Consider the following 16,070-nt stretch of genomic DNA (forward strand, 5'->3'; position numbering starts at 1 on the left):
TCAGATTGAAGGCCGCGTACAGCAGCTCGAAAGGGTCCCGGGCCGCAAGCCGCGCGGGTAACCGCTCTCTCACTCACCATTTGATGAACGCTTGAACCAGACACCAGTGGCCTTCACCGGCCACTGGTGTCTTTCAGCCTCTCGGTCTTCATCCGAAGGAGCCGTCCCATTCGTACGTACTCATTCCCTGTACGCCGGGCCGTGTCGGCCGCGCTGACCATCGCGCTGGCATTGGCAGGCACCAGCGTGGCCAGTGCCAAGAATGGCAAGGAAGCAAAAGAAGCACCTGCTGCCGAAACGGCCAACGCCGCCGATGAACTTCCGCAGGGCCAAGAAGTGTCCGAGACCGTGATTGCACTGGCCGGCTGGGTCGTCGCCAGCAAGGACAACCAGGGCTATCCGTTCGCGATCATGGACAAGGCGGCCGCGCAGGTACTGGTCTTCGGCGGTGACGGCAAGCTGCGCGGCGCGGCACCGGCATTGTTTGGTTCGGCCATCGGCGATCACTCGGCGCCCGGCGTCGCCAAGCTCGCACTGAGCGCGATTCCCGGCCACGACCGCACCACCCCGGCTGGCCGTTTCATTGGCGGCTATGGCCCGTCCGAGGACGCCGGACGCGTGCTGTGGGTGGACTACGATTCCGCCGTGTCGATGCACCCGCTTCCCCCGGGCACCCCGAAAGAGAAGCGCAGCGAGCGACTGGCATCCGTTACGCCGGACGACAACCGTGTCACCCACGGCTGCATCAACGTCTCGCCTGCGTTCTATGAGCAGATCGTGCATTCCACGTTCGAGAAGGGCGGCGTGTTCTACGTGCTGCCGGACAAGGACTCGATCGAAGAAACGTTCCCAGCGTTCGCGCAGAGTCGCGCAGCTGCGAAGGGCGACGATGAAAAGGACGCGCGACACGCCCGCAAATGATGGGCACGGCGGCCTATTGGCTCTGCTCTGCGGCGCAGTGATGGTGGTTTCCTATTCTCCACCCCGGGATGACAGGCTGTCCCAGATCCGCCCCTTACGTTGCTCGGGGGTGGTGACATTGACCACCGCCTGTTCGCCCAGGCGATCACGCAACTGCTGCAGATACAGGCTGCGTGGCGCAACGACCTGCCCCATCGATTGCACGATGCCGGCCGGCTCCTCTGGCGGGAACTTGCCGGCGGCGATGGTGCCGACCTGTCCCACGCTCCAGTTCATCGCAAACGGCGGTGCCTGGACGACGTAGATGTCGTGCTCGGTGTTCCAGAACATCTGCTGTGCGCCCGCCCAACCGTGCCCCGTTCCGCTGTATCGCCGGTTCTGTGCGCGCAGCATGTAGCCCTTGGTGTTGTCATACAGAATGCCGGTGGACCAGCGGTGATGCGGACCACTGTCGTTGCTGTCGCCTACAGCGAGACAATCGAGGAATACGTTGGGACCAGGTACCCGCGCGCCGATGACGAAAGTATGTCTACCACCTTGGTTGTAGCAGCGCTGGATGAGGTTGAAGGCGGAGTTTCCCTCATACAGGAAGACATAGCGGCGCGCGCCTTGGGTTTCGCCGTAGCGCGGGTCGAGATAGGCAATATCCTGGAGGGTATTGAAGTAGGCGCCGCTTCGGGTAACGAACCCATGTGACACATAACGCACGGTGACATTGCGTACCCACGAATCGCGAATCGCGCCGAGACGCATGGCAGTGAACGGGCCGGTATCGGCGGTGCCGTTGACCGTACTGGTTTCAGAATTGCCCTCAACGCGCAGATCTTCGACGCCAACCTCGGAGATGCGGCTGGGGTTCGTGCGGTAGATGCTGCCGCCACCGAAGCGCGTCTCGATGGCATCCATGATCGGGGCATCGAGAGTGAGCGTCTCATGCTTCACCGCGGTAACGACCCGTTCGCTGTACACCGCATAGTCGCTGGGGGTCCAGCGGTAGCGCGCAGTATCGATACCTTCGGGGCCGAGCCATCTGGCATTGGGCTCCCTGACGATGGCCACAGTGTCGCCAACGCGATAGCCCGCTGCAGACTTCACCGTGATCCGCATTGCTCCCACAGGTACGTAGTCCATGGTGATTGCGGTTCGACGCGCGTCGTGGGCTGCGCGTGGCGCCGCCGATTCCTTCTCACCCAGATCAATGATTCTGCCCTGCTGCTCGCGGACCCCAGAGCGAATCACTGTGCCGTCGGCACCGCGACCTTCACCACGTAGCACCACGCCGCTGGATCGAATGACCAGCGTCTGGCTCAGCGTGTAGCGACCGCGCCGCAGCAGGACTGCACCGCGCAGGCCGCGGTGGTCGCTGGACCGTGCGGCGACCGCGTCGATCGCAGCCTGGATGCGCGGGTAATCGTCACCATTGGTGTTTGGCTCGAGAACTTCGATCACAGGAATGCTCGTTCGGTCGGGCAGGTTGACGCCACCTCCCCGATAACCTGCGCGGGAAAAATCCGGAACGATGTTGCGTGCGCTGGTGGCACCGCGTTCGCGGTAAAGACCGTATTGCAAGCGCTTGCCGTCGTTTTCCATCGCAACCAGCGGCGCATCCGCCTGCCGATTGATGGGGTGCGTGAACGGCCCCTGCCCGCTGCTTGTGTCGCTCAGGTTGCTGGCTTTCTGCGTCTCAGCTAACGGCGCGTCATTCGACGACAGCGCGTCCTCGCTGAAGCACGCCAGGATACAGACGAAGAGAAACTCAAGGGCGCGCGTCAAGATGCACCGGCCAGCGTGCTGTCGAGCCGACACCGTAGCATGGCCGGCGAGTCATGCCGCCGCACTGGGGCTTGGCGGGCTCTCTGGTCGTGCCGCTGGATCCGGCTATACGCTGGATTGTTGACCCCGAACCGGGCCGCCCTAAAATCGCGCTGTTCAAAGGGTGAAACCCGCCATACGGTGCTTTGTGGATTAGTCGTAAAACCGGCCCCACGGGTCCGGATACCAGGCAGGTCCCATGAGGCAGATCTCGACGCTCCTACTCGCACTTGCTCTAGCCGGTCCGGCTGGAGCCGCGGCCGATGGTCCTTTTGCCCGTGCCGTCGGCGGGGACAGAACAATTCGCGCCAGTGCCACGCCCTTGGCAATCGCGCGGATCCGGTCAGGCACTTCTCCGCCATCCGGCCTCAGCTCAATGCAATCTTCTCGGAACTCGAGTCCGGGTTCTCACTCTTCAGGCCGTGGGTGCTTCTCCACTTTGGTCCAGTCGAGTAACAGATCACTCCTGTTCGACTGGGGTCCGGCCCAATATTTCATTCCGGCCCAAGCCGTTTCATGGTTCGGCGTGATTCTGAATTAACGAACGCACGCTTCTGGCCGGAAGCAAACATTGAGCTCGTACAGGTGCTTTGCGATGATGCATGCCACAAGGCACGTGATCCAGGGAAGACTCATTTGAACAGCAACCCGACAGCGAAGGTCCTGTTCCGAGTGCCTGACGGCGATGGCGGCGTCATCGTCGAGACGCTCTGGGCTATCCCGATCGGCGAAGATCGCTATCAACTGGACAACTCCCCCTTCTTCGCTTACGACGTTTCCTGGGAGGACATCGTCTTTGCGCCCTTCAACGATGCGGAGGGGATGCCAACCTTTGAATCTGTGGTTCGGCCATCAGGTAATCGTACTATTCGCATCATATTTGACCTGCCCATCTCTCCAGGTAACTCGTCTGACGCCGTAATCCAAGGTCTGATAGCACTGGGTTGCAGCTATGAGGGCGCCAACGACCGCTACATATCCGTGAACATTCCCGCCACGGTGGACCTGCAAGCCGTGTGCGCGTACCTCATTCATCATGAGGCGCACTGGGAGCACGCGGCCCCGCGTTACGTCGCGATCTACCCGGACGGCGACAACGCAACCTGAAGCAAGCACCGTCGGCGGCACGCCTGCATCAGCGTGCGGTGGGGATCCGCTCTTGGCCGGAAGGACACGGACCACCAGATGCGCCATAGATGCGCCGTTTGTTCAATCCAACTTGTCCTCAGCCAGACATGATCGATCGGTCCTAAAGCAATCTCGCACCGATGACAGATTCCGACACGCGCCGTTCGCCAGTCCAAAGTACCTTCCGTCGTTGTGTCATCGGCGGAGAGCGAAGGGACAGATCGGCACCACCGCAGGTTGCGGATGGGGCGATAGCCTTCTCGACCCTGTCTTCCCTGGCCGCAGTATTGAGCGATGAGAACCGCCGGTTATTGCGCCTGCTACGCGAACTTCAACCCAGGTCCCTCACCCAGCTGTCTGAGCAATGCGGGCGCAAGGTTCCGAGCCTTTCTCGCACCCTTCGGATGATGGAAGGCTATGGACTGGTTGAACTGAAGCGGGTCGGGGCGTCTGTCGTGCCATCTGCCATGGCCACGCGCTTTCTCATAGAGCTCGATTAGAACCAGATGGTATCGCCCAATCGCGGAGTTCTGTCGTCATTGCCTCGCTGAGGTAACAGCACACTACGCCGGCAACCACGACCCATGTCGCATATTCCCCTATCACTCAGGGCCCTTGCGCCATCGGCGTCTGGGGCGGCTTAACAGCATGCAAGAATGCCGAAAGCGTCTTGCATCAAGCGTTGAATGCAACTCTTCTGATTGGCGTTGCGCGGTGGCAGCGGTACAGATGACGGGCCATCAAGAGAAGATGGCCGGGCCTCGAAAACCCGTGCTTCTGTTTGATTACGCTTGCCGGCCGGCGTCACCCCGTGTGGCGCCGGCTGGCAATCCGTCTGCCCGCTATGGCGGGCGGAGCGTGGAGGCCTTGTGCCTGCCGGTTCAACAGAAGCCCGGTTTTCGAGCCACGTCTCCGCCCGCCACCTTTGTGTGGCGGCTACCGTCTGTCCTGCACGGAGCCCCAGCCATGACTACACCGGAATTCCCTCGCCCCCACCCCTATCGCGCTGCGGACGATAGGGCACCGGAACAAACGCCTGCGCTCGACCCCACGGCTTTCATCGCCACCCTGACGCGGATTGGAAAAGGCACAGCTGCCGATGGCCAACCCTGGCCGGAGCGCCACCAGATGCCTGGCCGTCGCATGGCACTGGCCGACGCGGACTGCGCACTGGCAGGCCTGCGCATCGCGCTGGAGATGCTGCTGGCGGCCGAGCGGGTCCGCCAGAACGGTCCGGATGACGAATACGTGGGCGATCGGGTGATGGAGGGGTTGATGATGGCGTGCCTGGCGCTGACCGCGCAGGTCAGCGCGCGGATGCGGCCGGAGGAATAACGCCGGAACCTCTTCCGGCGTTACCGCCCATCACTCGCAGGAATCGCCGTCTTCTTTCAGCATCGCCTCGTCCACCGGTCGCTCGCGATCGATCAGGGCGCGCTGCTCCGCGTTCGGCTCGCCCAGCCACCACACTTTGCAGCGGGCGGTAAGGCGACCGACCATCTTCGATTGCGTCGGCGAGTACAGCATCGCCAGCGCGGTGGTCGGGCACTGGTGCGCCTGGCAGGCCGTGTAAAGCCACCACGGCTCGCCCTGCAGCACCATCAGTTCGCCAGGCCCGCTGGGACCGCTCAGCAGGCGTTCGCGCAGGGAGGGGATGCTCTTGTCGGGCGATTCGGCCGCCGCAGTGTTCTTCATCAGGGCATTGAACGCGGCCAGCACCTTCGGGTCCTTGCGGCCGCAGTCGTCCACGCTGTTGCCGCCGACCAGGGTGAAGAAATAGGTGGCCAGCGGATTGTCCTTGCAGGTGAGCTCCGCGCCGGGGGTCTCTCCTTCCGGCTCACCTTCGTTGTCCCACACCGAAGGGTCCACGCCGTCTTCGATGGACGGCTCGCTCTCGACCACCGTGGCGGTGGCGGCTGAGGCTTCGGTCGCCGGTGCGACGGTAGCGGCGGGCGCGGCAGCGGTGCCTGCGTCCGGTTCGGGTGCCGGTGTCTGCGTGCAGGCGGCCAGCAACGCGACCATCGCCGCCATTCCAATCATTCGAGACGTCATTCCCTGTCCTGTGTGCATTCGCCCAGCTGGCGCCCGCGTGATTCTACCCGCCAGCCAAGACGGATACTCTGGCAGTCACGCCTTCCATCACCGCCAGGATGCAGACGCATGTGCCGTTCAAGACTTGCCGTGATTGTTCTCAGTGGCCTGTTGCTGGCCGGGCCTGTTGTTGCGCAGGAATCGGCTGCACCCTCGCCCGCCGCACGTGTTGCCGATGTCGCCCTGCCCGCTGCGCTGGATCGGGTGCTGCGCGATTACGAACAGGCGTGGCGTACGGGTGATGCGAAGGCATTGGCGGGGCTGTTCGCTGAGGACGGTTTCATCCTGCAGAGCAACCAGCCGCCTGTGCGCGGGCGCGCGGCAATCGAGGCAGCGTATGCCGGCCAGGGAAGCAGCCCGTTGCGGCTGCGCGCGCTGGCCTATGCCGCCGAGGAAACCACCGGTTACATCATCGGTGCCTACACCTACGGCAACAACGTGGGCGATACCGGGAAGTTCACGCTGACGTTGAAGCGGGTGGCGGGTGGGCCGTGGATGATCTTTTCGGACATGGACAACACCAACGCGCCGCCGCGGTCGCGGTGATTGGCGTTACGGGTTCCACAGTAGATCCACGCCATGCGTGGATGGGTTTCGCGCACGCACAAAAAAAACCCCGGCGCTGGGCCGGGGTTTTTCGATTCACTTGAACAGCGTGTCCGGATACTCCGGTTTCTGTTCGCGTGCCAACAGCGCACGCAATCCTTCTTCCGGGGTCTGCTCGCCATGCAGCACGGCGCGCACGCGGTCGGAGATGGGCAGGTCGATGCCATGACGGCGCGCCTGTCGCATCACTTCGTCGGCGGTCTGTACCGACTCGACCACCTGGCCGATCTCGCGGATGGCGTCCTGCAACGTCTGCCCGCGGCCCAGGGCCAGGCCCAGGCGACGGTTGCGCGACAGGTCGCCGGTGCAGGTCAGCACCAGATCGCCCAGGCCCGCCAGGCCCATCAGCGTTTCCGGCTTGGCGCCGATCGCTGCGGCCAGGCGCAGCATCTCGTTGAGGCCACGGGTGATCAGGCCGGCACGGGCGTTCAGGCCCAGCTGCATGCCATCGGCCACGCCGGTGGCCACGGCCAGCACGTTCTTCATCGCACCGCCCAGCTCGGCACCGACCATGTCGTCGCCGGTGTAGGCACGGAACGCCGGACCATGCATCGCCTCAGCCACCGTCTGCGCGAACTCGGGCACGTCGCCGTGCACGGTGATTGCGGTCGGCAGGCCCAGGGTTACTTCCTTGGCGAACGACGGCCCGGTGACAACGGCCAGCGGCACGTCCTCACCCAGCACTTCGCGCGCCACTTCATGCAGGAAGCGGCCAGAGCCGGGCTCGAAGCCCTTGGTCGCCCAGGCCACGCCGGCACCAGCCGGACGCAGCGGCGCCAGCGCGCGCACGGTTTCACCGAATGCATGCGATGGGGTCACCACCAGGATCCAGGCGGCACCCTCCACCGCCGACGCGAGGTCGGTGGTGGCGCGCAGCGATTCCGGCAACGGAATGCCCGGCAGGTAGCGCGGATTCTCGTGGCGCTGGTCGATGGCTTCAACCACGGCGGCATCGCGCCCCCACAGCACGGTCTGGCGACCGTGCCGGGCGAGCAGCGTAGCCAGCGCGGTTCCCCAGGAACCGGCGCCGAGTACGGCAATCTTGTCAGCGGTAGTGCTCATCCGTGACGTCGCGGCCGGGATCAGGCGTTGCCGGCCGGCTCGGAGTCAGCCAGCGACGGTGCGTCGCCCTGCTCCTGGCGCTGGCGCAGGGTTTCTGCGTACAGGCCTTCGAAGTTGATCGGCTGCAGGAAGAACGGCGGGAAGCCGCCGGCCTGGATCAGGTCGCTGACCAGCTGGCGCACGTACGGGAACAGGATGTTCGGGCACTGGGTGCCGAGCAGCACGTCGATCGACTGCGGGTCCAGGCCGACCAGGCCGAACACGCCGGCCTGCTTCACTTCGGCCACGTACGCGGTGCGCTCGCCGGCCTGGCAGGTCAGGGTCACGGCCAGCACGACTTCAAAGGCATTCTCGCCCAGACGCTGGACCTGCTGGTTCAGGTTGAGCTGAAGTTCCGGCTGCACCTGGTCGTTGAAGATCGACGGGGCATTCGGCGACTCGAAGGAAACGTCCTTGACGTAGATCTTCTCGACGGTGAACGCGGGGCCGGTGGCGGCATCGACCGGCGCGACAGCGCCGTTGGTGGTCTCTTCGGACATTTCCAGTAACTCCAGTGAATGCAATGAAAACGATGGTCGAATTACTGCGATGGGGGCGGCGGAGGGCGCAAACAAGGCCACTTCCGCCACCGCCTGCGATCAGTTGCGGCCCTTGACCAGCGGCAGTTCTGCCTGCTGCCACGCGGGGATGCCGCCGTCGAGCACGAAGACCTTCTCGAAGCCGGCCTTCTTCAACGCCTTGGCGGCGGTCTCGGACGCGTTGCCGCTGCGGCACACCAGTACCACCGGGGCCTGCTTGGCGTTGGCCACCAGCTTGTGCTCGGGGCCGAACGCGCTGGCCTGGGCACTGCGGCTGCCGGCAATGTGGCCCTTTTCGAAATCGGCGCTGGGCGACAGATCAACCACCACCGTGCCGCCCGCGTTGATCAGCTGGGTCAGTTCGGCGGGCTTGATGCCCTTGAAGCCCCGGAACAGGCGGCGGATTTCGGTGACGATGAGGGCCACGGTCAGGCCGACCAGGGCCGCGGACAGCATCGGGTTTCGGCCTGCGAAGGCCAGCAACTCTTCGTAATTCACTCAGGTCACGGGTCGATTAAGCGGGCGCCGATTGTCGCACAAGCCGGACGCGCCCCGTCACTGCCCCTGCCAGAGGTCCGGCAGGCCCGCGCTTTGCCACCAGCGCTTGGCTTCCGGATCCCAGCGCCAGCGCTCGGTGACCACCACGGTGCGCTCGGCCTGGGTGTTCTGGTTGATCACCCCGATTTCGACCCGGCGCTCGACCTGGCCCCCGTCCAGCGATGCGCTGCTGCGCTCGCGGTAGGACGATACGCGCAGCTGCGCATAGCGGTTGAGCTCGAATTCGGTCGGCGGCTTGGACTTGCGCAGCTGCGGGTCCAGATAGGCGATGGCGTCGTCCATGCTGCCCCAGCGGATGGTGGCGCCGTAGGCGATCTGGGTCTCTTCCAGCAGCTTGCGCTGCTTGCGGCTGAGGTCGTCGGCGGCAGCACCGGCGGCGGCGCTGAGCAGCAGCAGGGAACACAGGAGGATCTGGATGAGGCGGCGCATCGGTGGGTTCCGCAGGGCGTCAGCCTGCCATCCTACCCTTTGGCGAAGGCAACGAAACGACCGCTGAATTCGGCCGCGGCCTTGCCATCGGCGCCGGGCTGGGTCGCGACAATGCTGATGCGGGCCTTGCCGCGCTGGCGGAAGGTGGCCAGGAAGGTATCCCAGGCGCCGCTTCCGGTGGCTTCGGCGTGGGCGTGCAGGTCTTCATAGACCGGCGCCAGGTAGCGCAGGTTGCTGTCGGCCACGTAGACCTCGGCGTCGTGGCCGGCCAGGCGCAGGCGCAGGCTGACCAGCGCCCAGCCGGACAGGGTCAGCACCGAGGCCAGGCTGCCGCCGAACGCGTTGCCCTTGTCGTTGACGTTGGCCACCAGCGGCGCGGTGATGCGCAGCACGCCGTCGGCATAGCCATCCAGGCGGATCTGCATCGCGCGGACCGCCGGCATGCAGTCCAGCACGTCCTGCAGGGCAGCCAGCGAAGAGGTCAGGGCATCAACAGCCATCAGCAGCAACCACGACAACAAAGGGCCCGCATAATGACGGGAATGGCCAACCATACGATACCCACTGGCTGGACCCTGATCTCACTGCGCCCGCAGGGTCAGCAGGCGGCGCTGCGGCATGCCGCAGCAGGGCTGGGAGGCCGTACCGTCGCGCTTTCGCCCTGGCGGCTGCAACGTCTGCAGGACATTGCCGCATTGCAGCAATTACAACGGGCGCTGACCGGCGATCGGGTGGTGTTCACCAGCCCGGCGGCCGTCGCGGCTGCTGCCAGCCTGATACCGCTGGCAGCAGCGCAACGCAGCCCGTGGCTGACCGTGGGCGAAGGCACCGCGCGCGCGCTGCTGGCGCACGGCGTCGCCGACGTCCATGCGCCCCAGCGGATGGACAGCGAGGGCCTGCTGGCGATGCCGGTGCTGGGCGATGTACGCGGCATGCAGATCGGGCTGGTGACCGCACCGGGCGGGCGTGGGCTGATTGCCGCCGAACTGCAGGCCGCAGGCGCACGGATCATCCGCGCCGATGTTTACCGACGGCTGCCGCTGCGCTTGTCGCGGCGCATGCTGGCGCGTTTGGCCCAATCTCCAACGCCCTGGCTGCTGGCAGTCAGCAGTGGCGAGGCCTTGCAGCGTTTCTGGCAGCAGTTGCCTGCACACTGGCAGCAGCGGCTGCAGGCGAACGCGATCGCACTGGTGGCCAGCGAGCGGCTGGGCGCGCAGGCGCAGGCACTGGGGCTGACCCGGGTGGTGCGCAGCGAAGGCCCCACCCATCTTCAGTTGATCGCCGCTGCACACACGGCGCTCACCGGCCCGGCAGCGACCTGAACAGGCACCCGGCAGTGGCTTGCCGGTGTCGTTGGCAACAGTGATGCTGTGCACAACGCTGCCTGCCGGATCTGTTCCGGCGTTGCCGCCGACAAGGAAGCCCGATGAACGACACTCTGCCGCCCGCTCCATCGCCCCATCGCCCCGTGCGCTGGCTGCTGCCGCTTGCCGTGCTGGCGGTGCTTGGCGCGGGCGGCTATGCCGGTTACCACTATTGGCAGAAGCAGCAGAGCGACCAGCTGGCACAGGCACAGACCACCGCCGTGCAGCTGAAGGGACTGGAGGCCACGGTTGAGGCCTTGCGCCGCGACCAGCGCGCTGCCAGCCAGCGCCTGCAGGATGCGGCCACCACCAATCGGGTGCTGCGCGACGAAATGCTGGGCCTGTCGCAACGCAGTGCCTTGCTGGAAGAAAACCTGGCCAAGCTGGCCGACAGCGCCAACCAGGGCCGCCAGGCGGTGCAGCGCGATGAGGCCGAACTGCTGCTGACCCAAGCCGCGCAGCGTCTGGCGTTCGCCGATGACGTGGAAGGCTCGCGCCGGCTGTATGCGCTGGCCGCCACTGCACTGGCCGATCTTCCCGACAGCGACGGCCTGAACCTGCGTCAGGCACTGGTGCAGGAACGCAACGCGCTGGATGCGTTGGGCGCGGGCCCTCGCGTGCAGTCGCTGCAACGCCTGGACGTGCTGGGCAAGGCCCTGCAGGGCCTGCCTTCGCAGATCGCGCAGACGCCCGCCGACAACACCGCAAAACCGTGGTGGCAGGCCGCGCTGGCGCCCTTCGTGGACATCACTCCGAGCCGTCTGAACGGCCCGCTGACCACGGCCGAGCGCACCACCATCGACACGGCGCTGCAGCTGGAACTGACCCTGGCCCGCGCCGCGATCGAGCGCGGCGATGGCAGCGGCCGCGACGCCGCGCTGAACAGAATCGATCTCTGGGCGCAGCGACGCTGGCCGGATTCACCGGACCTGCGCGCGCAACGTGCTGAACTCCATGCCCTGCGCACGCTGCCATTGCAGGCCGATGACACCGTGCTTGGCAGCACCCTGCAACAACTGCGTACCCAGACCGACCGGAGGTAAGCCCGTATGAAACCCCTGCAATCACTGGTCGTGCTGTTGCTGGCAGTGGCCATTGGCGTAGTTGCCGCGCAATGGCTCGGCACCGATGACCTGAACCGCTACGGCGAAGTAACCCTGCGCTATGCCGGCTACGACTACCACAGCAACCTGCCGAAGGTGGCGCTGCTGTCGGTGATCGGCGTGCTGGTGCTGTGGCTGCTGTGGAGCCTGATCGTCGCACCGTTCCGTGCCTGGGGCCGCTACCGCCGCAAGCAGGGCCGGGTGCGCCTGATCGATGGTCTGCTGGCGTACGAGCATGGCCAGTGGCAGCGCGCTGAGAAGCTGCTGGACGGCGCCGCCAAGGATCCGGAAGTGAGTGGGGTTGCACTGGCCAATGCCGTGCGCAGCGCGCAGGTGCGCGCCGATGCACCCGCTGCCGAGGCGCTGCTGCAGCGTCTGGGCGAAAGCGATGCGACGTTGCAGGCACTGCTGCGTGCCGAGCAGCTGCTGGCCAACGATCTGCCGGTGGATGCGATCAACGTACTGGACGTGGCGGCGATCCAGCCGCTGCCGCCGCGCGGTCTGTGGCTGCGTACCGAAGCGCTGGCACGTGCTGGCCGCGCGCACGAGGCTTACGGCCAGCTGGGCGCACTGCGCCAGACCAAGGTGCTGCCAGCCGAAGCCAGCAGCGAACTGGAAGCACGCCTGGCCGCGCAGGCACTGCTGGAAGCGGGCGACGTCAACGCCCTGGCTGCGCAATGGGAAGCCACGCCGAAGGCGCTGCGACCGACCCCGGACGTGGTTGCCGCCTACGCCACCCGTGCGGTTGCACTGGACTGGGACGAACCGGCACTGCTGGCGCTTGAGCAGGCGCTGGACCATCGCTGGGATGACGAACTGGTGGCGCTGTATGGCCGTCTGCCGGCCGAGCGTCTGGCTACACGCCAGGCCAACCTGCAGCGTTGGCGCAACGTGCACGACGATTCGGCAGCCCTGCGCCTGGCCCAGGGCCGCATCGCGCTGGCGCAGCAGCAGTGGGACGCCGCCGACGCGTTCCTGCATGAAGCCATCGCCGCTGGTGCCGGCGCCCCTGCATGGGAGGCGCTGGGCGAAGCCTTCGCACAGCGTGGCGAACACGTGCTGGCCGCGCAGTGCCTGACCAACGCACTGCGCCTGCAGCGTGGCGAAGACAGCGTGGCGCTGGTACGGGCATCGGCAGCGGCCACTGACACGCCGCTGCATGCGACCGTTGAAGAACAGTCGATTGCACCGTTGCCGCCGGTCTATGACGCCAACGAAGAGCGCGACGAGTTCGGCAACCCGCGGTTGCCGTAACCGGCTTCGGTAGACGCCAACCTTGGTTGGCGCGCGGTGACACCCGTATAACGAAAACGCCGCCCAATGGGCGGCGTTCTTGTGTGTAGATCCACGCCATGCGTGGATGCTCATCGAGCAGTGCCAAGCGAGCTTGGCATCTACCAGGGCAGTCGCATCAACGTTCGACGATCGCCACCACGCCCATGCCGCCGGCGGTGCAGATCGACACCAGCGCACGGCCACCGCCGCGCTCGGCCAGCTGCTTGGCCGCCGTGGCGATCACGCGTGCACCGGTGGCGGCGAACGGGTGGCCGGTGGCCAGCGACGAACCCAGCAGGTTGATCTTGTCCGGGTCGATACGCCCCATCGGCGCGTCCAGGCCCAGGCGATTGCGGCAGTAATCCTCGCTCTCCCACGCGCGCAGGGTGCACAGCACCTGCGCGGCGAAGGCTTCGTGGATCTCGTAGATGTCGAAGTCCTGCAGGGTCAGGCCGTTGCGCTTGAGCATCTCCGGCACGGCCACGGTCGGTGCCATCAACAGGCCTTCGCCGTGCACGAAATCGACGGCCGACACGTGTGCGTCGCGCAGGTAGGCCTGCGGTTCGTGGCCATGCGCCCGCGCCCACTCTTCGCTGGCCAGCAGTACGGCAGCGGCGCCATCGGTCAGCGGGGTGGAATTGGCAGCAGTCAGGGTGCCGCGGCCGGACACCTTGTCGAAGGCCGGCTTCAGCGTCGCCAGCTTTTCCAGCGAGGTGTCGGCGCGCAGGATGTTGTCGCGCTCGACGCCGCGGAACGGTGCGATCAGGTCGTTGAAGAAGCCACGCTCATAGGCGGCAGCCAGCTTCTTGTGCGAGGACACCGCCCACTCGTCCTGCGAGTCGCGCGAGATGTTCCACTCCTTGGCCATGTCCTCGCAGTGGTCGCCCATGCTTTTGCCGGTGCGCGGTTCGGCCACGCCCGGGAACTCCGGCTTGAGCTCGGCGAACTTGAAGCCGGAGGTCAGTGCGCGGATCTTGTCACCGGTGCTCTTGGCACGGTTGGCGGCCAGCAGGCGCGCACGCAGCTTCTTGCCGTACACGATTGGCACGTCGGAGGTGGTGTCCGAACCGCCGCCGATGCCGGACTCGATCTGGCCCAGCGCAATCTTGTTGGCAACCGTGATGATGCTGTCCAGCGAGGTGCCGCAGGCGCGCTGCAGGGTGATGCCGGGGGTCAACGGCGACAGGCCCGAAGACAGCGTGGCTTCGCGGCCCAGGTTCCAGTCGCTGGAGTGCTTGATGACTGCACCCATCGCCACTTCGCCCAGCTGCTGGCCGTGCAGGCCGAAGCGCTCGACCAGCGCCCCCAGCGTGCGCACCGACATGCCGAGGTTGCCGACATCCGAATACGCGGTGTTCTGGCGGCAGAACGGAATGCGGACGCCACCGAGGATGGCGACGGGACGAGCGTTGGGCATGGAGATACCTGGCATGGATGAGGGTGTCTGCAACATGGCCTGCACGACAGAGCAGGCATAATGGGGCCAAGTGTAGCTGCCGCCCTGTGATGGGCCAACCGTGGAACCATGAGCAAACCCGACCCTGCGATGAATGCCCTTGGCGTGCTGGCCCTGGAACTGGCCGGCGGCGAAATCCCCCGCCAGGCGGTGCTCAGCGCTGAACAGGCCGGTGAACTGGCCGAACGCGTCGGCCGCGACCTGTCCAAGCTGGTGCCACAGGTGGCCGAGCTGGACCTGGTGTTCGCCGCCGCCCATTTCGATCCGGCCGAAGTGCTTCGCCCGGGCTGGCCGATCCATCGCCGCCTGGAAGAACTGCAGATGCGCGCGCCCGGCCGCAGCCAGGGCCCGCGCGTGCTGGCCTTCGGCGCCGATGCCAGCGGTGATGTGCCGCTGCCATTCCAGGCCGACGCCACCCTGGTAGGCGGTGGCCTGCGGGTGGTGCCGTTCCTGCTGACCGGCAGCGAGGTGGCAACCACGGCGGCCGTGGCCGATGCGCTGGAAGAGGTGCTGCTGGCCAATGGCATGGCCCATGCCGATACCGCGCTGATGGCACAGAACACGTTCGGTGCACGCGTCGAGCACGCGCGCTATTTCACCGTGAACGACCTGGCCGCGATGATGTCGATGCAGTACGACAACCAGGGCCTGGCCGCGCTGTGGCCGCTGATTGAAACCGCGATCATGGCTCCGGGCCAGGATGAGTGGCTGAGTGACGCGCCCGAGCCGTTGCTGCGCTATACGCAGGGTGAAGCGCGCATGGCGCTGTTCGACCCGGCCGGTTGGTGCGCCCATTACAACCACGGCAAAGGCGACTGCGAGCGACTGCAGGGCATCTACGAGCAGTTCCTGATGCGCCAGCGGCAGATGGCCGCGGTGCTGGAAGCGCACGGTGTACCGGTGCTGTTCGTGCATTGCGAAGCCGGCCAGGACGCACGCGAGCTGCTGGCGCGCTGACGTCCAGGTAATGCCGCCGGGCCATGCCCGGCGGATCAACTGAAAAACGCCGGCTTGCGCCGGCGTTTTCCGTTTCTTACGGGGCCTTGTTGATCACCGCGCACGCCAGGCGCGCGCCGGCGTTGCCGGTCGGCTGGGTCTTGTAGTCGTCCGCATCGGCGTGGACGATCAGGCCGCGGCCGATGATGTCGAAATCATCACCCTTGCCGATGTTGACGTTGCTCGACACCGGGCCATCGATGGTGGCTACGCCCTTGTCGTCGGCCTTGATGTTGGGCATGTCGCCGCCGTGGTGCGGATCGGTGGCCACGTTGCCGTGGTCCTGCTTGCCCGGGTTGAAGTGGCCGCCGGCGCTCATGCCGTCCGGCGCGCTGCAGTCACCCTTCTCGTGGATATGGAAGCCGTGCTCGCTGCCCGGCTTCAGGCCGGTGATCTGGCCGGACGCGTGAACCTTGCCGTCAACCAGCTTGAAGGTGATCGAACCCTTGGTTTCATTGCCCTGGGTCGGTGCCAGCTCGGCGGTGGCCGAGGTTTCAGTGGCGGCTGCCGGGGCCGCGGCCGGCTCAGCCGGGGCGGCAGTGCCTTCAGCCGGGGTGGCCGCTGGGGTTTCGGTGGCTGGCGCTGCCGGCTGCTGGTTGCAGGCGGCCAGGCCCAGTGCAGCGATGGCGGCGAACAGCGAAGTGTGGATCAGACGCATGGAAACTCTCCTTGGGAAATGCCGGGGGTGTGA

18 protein-coding genes are annotated in these 16,070 nt (G+C 65.9%); 9 read left to right on the forward strand and 9 right to left on the reverse strand.

Going from position 1 to position 16,070, the window contains the following annotated elements; all coding sequences use genetic code 11:
* Positions 1–219 precede the first annotated feature (219 nt).
* Entirely contained in the window at positions 220–921 is a 702-nt protein-coding gene (locus DBR20_RS13070; protein WP_108266505.1) for a hypothetical protein, read from the forward strand.
* Positions 922–972: 51 nt separating this feature from the next.
* Here DBR20_RS13070 and DBR20_RS13075 read toward each other — a convergent pair whose 3' ends face one another.
* Complete coding sequence (locus DBR20_RS13075; protein ID WP_108266481.1) at positions 973–2,694, reverse strand: hypothetical protein; 1,722 nt, start codon at positions 2,692–2,694, stop codon at positions 973–975.
* Between the two features lie 675 nt (positions 2,695–3,369).
* Here DBR20_RS13075 and DBR20_RS13080 point away from each other — a divergent pair.
* The 3 genes from DBR20_RS13080 to DBR20_RS13090 all read left to right on the forward strand — a co-directional run bounded on the left by DBR20_RS13080 (position 3,370) and on the right by DBR20_RS13090 (position 5,196).
* Positions 3,370–3,840 (forward strand): DUF4265 domain-containing protein, encoded by a 471-nt coding sequence (locus tag DBR20_RS13080; RefSeq protein WP_108266482.1) that lies wholly within the window; start codon positions 3,370–3,372, stop codon positions 3,838–3,840.
* Between the two features lie 161 nt (positions 3,841–4,001).
* Entirely contained in the window at positions 4,002–4,361 is a 360-nt protein-coding gene (locus tag DBR20_RS23745; protein WP_181393082.1) for a helix-turn-helix domain-containing protein, read from the forward strand.
* Between the two features lie 466 nt (positions 4,362–4,827).
* Positions 4,828–5,196 carry a hypothetical protein gene (locus DBR20_RS13090; RefSeq protein WP_108266483.1) on the forward strand — a complete coding sequence of 123 codons (369 nt, stop codon included), beginning with the start codon at positions 4,828–4,830 and terminating at the stop codon, positions 5,194–5,196.
* A gap of 30 nt (positions 5,197–5,226) precedes the next feature.
* Here the strand turns inward: DBR20_RS13090 and DBR20_RS13095 are convergent, their stop codons facing one another.
* Positions 5,227–5,913, reverse strand: coding sequence for a hypothetical protein (locus tag DBR20_RS13095; RefSeq protein WP_108266484.1), 687 nt, complete (start codon positions 5,911–5,913; stop codon positions 5,227–5,229).
* Between the two features lie 129 nt (positions 5,914–6,042).
* Between DBR20_RS13095 and DBR20_RS13100 the strand changes: the two genes are divergently transcribed.
* A complete protein-coding gene (locus DBR20_RS13100) occupies positions 6,043–6,498 on the forward strand; it encodes a nuclear transport factor 2 family protein (RefSeq protein WP_108266485.1) in 456 nt (151 codons plus the stop codon).
* Positions 6,499–6,594: 96 nt separating this feature from the next.
* Here the strand turns inward: DBR20_RS13100 and DBR20_RS13105 are convergent, their stop codons facing one another.
* The 5 genes from DBR20_RS13105 to DBR20_RS13125 form a co-directional block, all read right to left on the reverse strand.
* Entirely contained in the window at positions 6,595–7,620 is a 1,026-nt protein-coding gene (locus DBR20_RS13105; RefSeq protein WP_025875929.1) for an NAD(P)H-dependent glycerol-3-phosphate dehydrogenase, read from the reverse strand.
* 20 nt (positions 7,621–7,640) lie between these two features.
* Positions 7,641–8,159, reverse strand: coding sequence for a protein-export chaperone SecB (gene secB, locus DBR20_RS13110; RefSeq protein WP_025875931.1), 519 nt, complete (start codon positions 8,157–8,159; stop codon positions 7,641–7,643).
* Between the two features lie 99 nt (positions 8,160–8,258).
* Entirely contained in the window at positions 8,259–8,696 is a 438-nt protein-coding gene (locus tag DBR20_RS13115) for a rhodanese-like domain-containing protein (protein ID WP_025875933.1), read from the reverse strand.
* 57 nt (positions 8,697–8,753) lie between these two features.
* Complete coding sequence (locus DBR20_RS13120) at positions 8,754–9,185, reverse strand: hypothetical protein (protein WP_032978037.1); 432 nt, start codon at positions 9,183–9,185, stop codon at positions 8,754–8,756.
* A gap of 32 nt (positions 9,186–9,217) precedes the next feature.
* Positions 9,218–9,685, reverse strand: a complete 468-nt coding sequence (locus tag DBR20_RS13125; protein ID WP_089242022.1) for a YiiD C-terminal domain-containing protein — start codon at positions 9,683–9,685, stop codon at positions 9,218–9,220.
* A gap of 33 nt (positions 9,686–9,718) precedes the next feature.
* On the opposite strand from DBR20_RS13125, the gene DBR20_RS13130 reads away from it, so the two are divergent.
* The 3 genes from DBR20_RS13130 to DBR20_RS13140 all read left to right on the forward strand — a co-directional run bounded on the left by DBR20_RS13130 (position 9,719) and on the right by DBR20_RS13140 (position 12,906).
* Positions 9,719–10,507, forward strand: coding sequence for a uroporphyrinogen-III synthase (locus DBR20_RS13130; RefSeq protein WP_108266486.1), 789 nt, complete (start codon positions 9,719–9,721; stop codon positions 10,505–10,507).
* Positions 10,508–10,611: 104 nt separating this feature from the next.
* On the forward strand, positions 10,612–11,592 hold the full coding sequence (locus tag DBR20_RS13135) for a uroporphyrinogen-III C-methyltransferase (RefSeq protein WP_108266487.1): 981 nt from the start codon (positions 10,612–10,614) through the stop codon (positions 11,590–11,592).
* A 6-nt stretch (positions 11,593–11,598) separates the two neighbouring features.
* Entirely contained in the window at positions 11,599–12,906 is a 1,308-nt protein-coding gene (locus DBR20_RS13140; protein WP_108266488.1) for a heme biosynthesis HemY N-terminal domain-containing protein, read from the forward strand.
* A gap of 157 nt (positions 12,907–13,063) precedes the next feature.
* Here DBR20_RS13140 and DBR20_RS13145 read toward each other — a convergent pair whose 3' ends face one another.
* Positions 13,064–14,359 carry an acetyl-CoA C-acetyltransferase gene (locus DBR20_RS13145; protein ID WP_088100805.1) on the reverse strand — a complete coding sequence of 432 codons (1,296 nt, stop codon included), beginning with the start codon at positions 14,357–14,359 and terminating at the stop codon, positions 13,064–13,066.
* A 93-nt stretch (positions 14,360–14,452) separates the two neighbouring features.
* On the opposite strand from DBR20_RS13145, the gene DBR20_RS13150 reads away from it, so the two are divergent.
* Positions 14,453–15,340: a hypothetical protein gene (locus DBR20_RS13150; RefSeq protein ID WP_108266489.1), complete on the forward strand. Its 888-nt coding sequence runs from the start codon at positions 14,453–14,455 to the stop codon at positions 15,338–15,340.
* Positions 15,341–15,416: 76 nt separating this feature from the next.
* Here the strand turns inward: DBR20_RS13150 and DBR20_RS13155 are convergent, their stop codons facing one another.
* Entirely contained in the window at positions 15,417–16,037 is a 621-nt protein-coding gene (locus DBR20_RS13155; protein ID WP_108266490.1) for a superoxide dismutase family protein, read from the reverse strand.
* Between the last annotated feature and the right edge of the window lie 33 nt (positions 16,038–16,070).

This window comes from Stenotrophomonas sp. HMWF023 (assembly GCF_003060985.1).
Taxonomy (GTDB): Bacteria; Pseudomonadota; Gammaproteobacteria; order Xanthomonadales; family Xanthomonadaceae; genus Stenotrophomonas; species Stenotrophomonas lactitubi.

Coding starts and splice junctions, on each gene's coding strand:
- DBR20_RS13140 (WP_108266488.1), top strand. CDS start 11,599: ATGAAACCCCTGCAATCACTGGTCGTGCTGTTGCTGGCAGTGGCCATT.
- DBR20_RS23745 (WP_181393082.1), top strand. CDS start 4,002: ATGACAGATTCCGACACGCGCCGTTCGCCAGTCCAAAGTACCTTCCGT.
- DBR20_RS13155 (WP_108266490.1), bottom strand. CDS start 16,037: ATGCGTCTGATCCACACTTCGCTGTTCGCCGCCATCGCTGCACTGGGC.
- DBR20_RS13090 (WP_108266483.1), top strand. CDS start 4,828: ATGACTACACCGGAATTCCCTCGCCCCCACCCCTATCGCGCTGCGGAC.
- DBR20_RS13130 (WP_108266486.1), top strand. CDS start 9,719: ATGACGGGAATGGCCAACCATACGATACCCACTGGCTGGACCCTGATC.
- DBR20_RS13105 (WP_025875929.1), bottom strand. CDS start 7,620: ATGAGCACTACCGCTGACAAGATTGCCGTACTCGGCGCCGGTTCCTGG.
- DBR20_RS13125 (WP_089242022.1), bottom strand. CDS start 9,685: ATGGCTGTTGATGCCCTGACCTCTTCGCTGGCTGCCCTGCAGGACGTG.
- DBR20_RS13095 (WP_108266484.1), bottom strand. CDS start 5,913: ATGACGTCTCGAATGATTGGAATGGCGGCGATGGTCGCGTTGCTGGCC.
- DBR20_RS13135 (WP_108266487.1), top strand. CDS start 10,612: ATGAACGACACTCTGCCGCCCGCTCCATCGCCCCATCGCCCCGTGCGC.
- DBR20_RS13145 (WP_088100805.1), bottom strand. CDS start 14,359: ATGCCAGGTATCTCCATGCCCAACGCTCGTCCCGTCGCCATCCTCGGT.
- DBR20_RS13150 (WP_108266489.1), top strand. CDS start 14,453: ATGAGCAAACCCGACCCTGCGATGAATGCCCTTGGCGTGCTGGCCCTG.
- secB (WP_025875931.1), bottom strand. CDS start 8,159: ATGTCCGAAGAGACCACCAACGGCGCTGTCGCGCCGGTCGATGCCGCC.
- DBR20_RS13120 (WP_032978037.1), bottom strand. CDS start 9,185: ATGCGCCGCCTCATCCAGATCCTCCTGTGTTCCCTGCTGCTGCTCAGC.